Raw genomic sequence first — 3,477 nt, 5'->3', positions numbered from 1 at the left:
AAAAGGTGATTGCCGCGGCTTCGGCGGTGTACTTGAGCCCCACTACATTGTCGGCGCAGAACCACTCGACCAGTGAGCTATTACGCACTCTTTCAAGGATGGCTGCTTCTAAGCCAACCTCCTGGTTGTCTTCGCGATCCCACATCCTTTTCCACTTAGCACACCCTTAGGGGCCTTAGCCGGCGATCTGGGCTGTTTCCCTCTCGACTACGAAGCTTATCCCCCGCAGTCTCACTGCCGTGCTCTGACCTCACCGGCATTCGGAGTTTGGCTGATGTCGCTAAGATGATAGTCCCGCTAAACCAACCAGTAGCTCTACCTCCAGGAGGAAACACACGACGCTGCACCTAAATGCATTTCGGGGAGAACCAGCTATCACGGAGTTTGATTGGCCTTTCACCCCTACCCACAACTCATCCCCTCAGTTTTCAACCTAAGTGGGTTCGCGCCTCCACAGAGTCTTACCTCTGCTTCACACTGGCCATGGGTAGATCACCCCGCTTCGGGTCCAGGACATGCCACTGACAACACACTAGTTAGTATTCGCTTTCGCTACGACTACCCCACCAAACGGGTTAACCTCGCGACATGCCGCTGACTCGCAGGCTCATTCTTCAAAAGGCACGCCATCACCCCACAAAAAAGGGCTCTGACGGATTGTAAGCACATGGTTTCAGGTACTATTTCACTCCCCTCCCGGGGTACTTTTCACCATTCCCTCACGGTACTAATCCGCTATCGGTCATAAGCAGGTATTTAGGCTTACCGGGTGGTCCCGGCAGATTCACAGCAGATTCCACGAGCCCGCTGCTACTCGGGCAACACACCAATTGCACGCACGGGTGTTTCACGTACCGGACTCTCACCGTCTACGGCAGGACATTCCAATCCACTTCCGCTACACCCACACAACACAACGCAGGGCTAGCAGACCCTGCACAATGCATCCCCACAACCCCACGCACGCAAACCCTGCCAGGTATCACACGCACGCGGTTTAGCCTCATCCACGTTCGTTCGCCACTACTAACGGAATCACAATTGTTTTCTACTCCTACGGGTACTGAGATGTTTCACTTCCCCGCGTAACCACCAATTAGACTATGAATTCATCTAACGGCGACCGCCCACAACGACGGCCAGGTTTCCCCATTCGGACACCCTCGGATCAACGCTCAGTTGGCAGCTCCCCGAGGCCTATCGCAGCCTCTCACGTCCTTCATCGGCCTACTATGCCAAGGCATCCACCATGCGCCCTTACAACACAACACACAAACAAATAACTAAGAACAATCACAAACAGAAAAACTGCTTGACAAAATCGAACTTACAGAAAAACAAGATGCTCGCGTCCACTATCCAGTTCTCACACAACACCCACACACCACAAAACAAACCACCACAACAGCAGCCTGCCCGCAGCACGCAGCAACCTGTACAACAGGAACAACAACATGTGTCATCCCAGACACCCAACAGCGCACCAACAACCAACCAACACCAAAGGAAAGCACAAACGCTTAAAGTCATCACACGCACGCGCAGACCACCACTTCAGTGATCTAACCAGTAGGTGTTCCACCCAAAAAACAAAAAATAGCCACACGCCACCAACACGATGACACATGACACAAAGAAAAAATAATCTCCTTAGAAAGGAGGTGATCCAGCCGCACCTTCCGGTACGGCTACCTTGTTACGACTTCGTCCCAATCGCCAATCCCACCTTCGACAGCTCCCCCACAAAATGTGTTAGGCCACTGGCTTCGGGTGTTACCGACTTTCATGACGTGACGGGCGGTGTGTACAAGGCCCGGGAACGTATTCACCGCAGCGTTGCTGATCTGCGATTACTAGCGACTCCGACTTCACGGGGTCGAGTTGCAGACCCCGATCCGAACTGAGACCGGCTTTGCGGGATTAGCTCGCCCTCACGGACTGGCAACCCACTGTACCGACCATTGTAGCATGTGTGAAGCCCTGGACATAAGGGGCATGATGATTTGACGTCATCCCCACCTTCCTCCGAGTTAACCCCGGCAGTTTCTTACGAGTCCCCACCACAACGTGCTGGCAACATAAGACAAGGGTTGCGCTCGTTGCGGGACTTAACCCAACATCTCACGACACGAGCTGACGACAACCATGCACCACCTGTATACAAGCCACAAGGGAAACACCATCTCTGGCGCGATCCTGTATATGTCAAGCCCAGGTAAGGTTCTTCGCGTTGCATCGAATTAATCCACATGCTCCGCCGCTTGTGCGGGCCCCCGTCAATTCCTTTGAGTTTTAGCCTTGCGGCCGTACTCCCCAGGCGGGGCGCTTAATGCGTTAGCTACGGCACGGATCCCGTGGAAGGAAACCCACACCTAGCGCCCACCGTTTACGGCATGGACTACCAGGGTATCTAATCCTGTTCGCTCCCCATGCTTTCGCTCCTCAGCGTCAGTTACTGCCCAGAGACCCGCCTTCGCCACCGGTGTTCCTCCTGATATCTGCGCATTTCACCGCTACACCAGGAATTCCAGTCTCCCCTACAGTACTCAAGTTATGCCCGTATCGCCTGCACGCCCGGAGTTAAGCCCCGGAATTTCACAGACGACGCGACAAACCACCTACGAGCTCTTTACGCCCAGTAATTCCGGACAACGCTCGCACCCTACGTATTACCGCGGCTGCTGGCACGTAGTTAGCCGGTGCTTCTTCTCCATCTACCGTCAGAAACCCTTCGTCGATGGTGAAAGGAGTTTACAACCCGAAGGCCGTCATCCCCCACGCGGCGTCGCTGCATCAGGCTTCCGCCCATTGTGCAATATTCCCCACTGCTGCCTCCCGTAGGAGTCTGGGCCGTGTCTCAGTCCCAATGTGGCCGTCCACCCTCTCAGGCCGGCTACCCGTCGCCGCCTTGGTAGGCCATTACCCCACCAACAAGCTGATAGGCCGCGGGCCCATCCCACACCGAAAAAACTTTCCACCACACCCTCACGGTGCGGTCCTATCCGGTATTAGACCCAGTTTCCCAGGCTTATCCCGAAGTGCAGGGCAGGTCACCCACGTGTTACTCACCCGTTCGCCACTCGTGTACCCCAGCAAGCTGGAGCCTTACCGTTCGACTTGCATGTGTTAAGCACGCCGCCAGCGTTCGTCCTGAGCCAGGATCAAACCCTCCATCAAAAACCCTTCAAATCAGAAGAATCAAAAAACAATGAAAGGCCCAAAAACCTGACAAAAACAGACAAACAACCACCACACACAAACAATGCATGCGGCCTGGCCGTTATCCAAAAATAAAACGTTCTCCCCTTCGAACCGACGAGGCCAAAAAAGAAGAGAACAACCATGATCTTTCCCACAAATGAAAAAACCACGCGAAAAGCACCCAAACAAAGGCGCCGCCACGCAATCCATCACCCGCAAGCACAAAAGGACCCAAAACAAACAAAGGCCCCCGGCACCCACCAGCAACACACACGC

The 3,477-nt window shown here is 54.3% G+C and carries 1 protein-coding gene and 2 rRNA genes; all 3 read right to left on the bottom strand.

The features are described from left to right. Nucleotides 1–1,271, bottom strand: a 23S ribosomal RNA gene (locus tag HMPREF2878_RS01285); the annotation flags it as partial. A gap of 383 nt (nt 1,272–1,654) precedes the next feature. After that, nucleotides 1,655–3,177 (bottom strand): 16S ribosomal RNA (locus HMPREF2878_RS01280). Nucleotides 3,178–3,280: 103 nt separating this feature from the next. Continuing rightward, a partial coding sequence (locus tag HMPREF2878_RS11360; protein WP_207105045.1) for a hypothetical protein occupies nt 3,281–3,477 on the bottom strand: 197 nt, incomplete at its 5' end.

Source organism: Corynebacterium sp. HMSC065H09, from assembly GCF_001812845.1.
GTDB lineage: Bacteria > Actinomycetota > Actinomycetes > Mycobacteriales > Mycobacteriaceae > Corynebacterium > Corynebacterium jeikeium_D.
The sequence above is the reverse complement of the archived record's forward strand: the minus strand, read 5'-3'. Positions and strand labels throughout refer to the sequence as shown.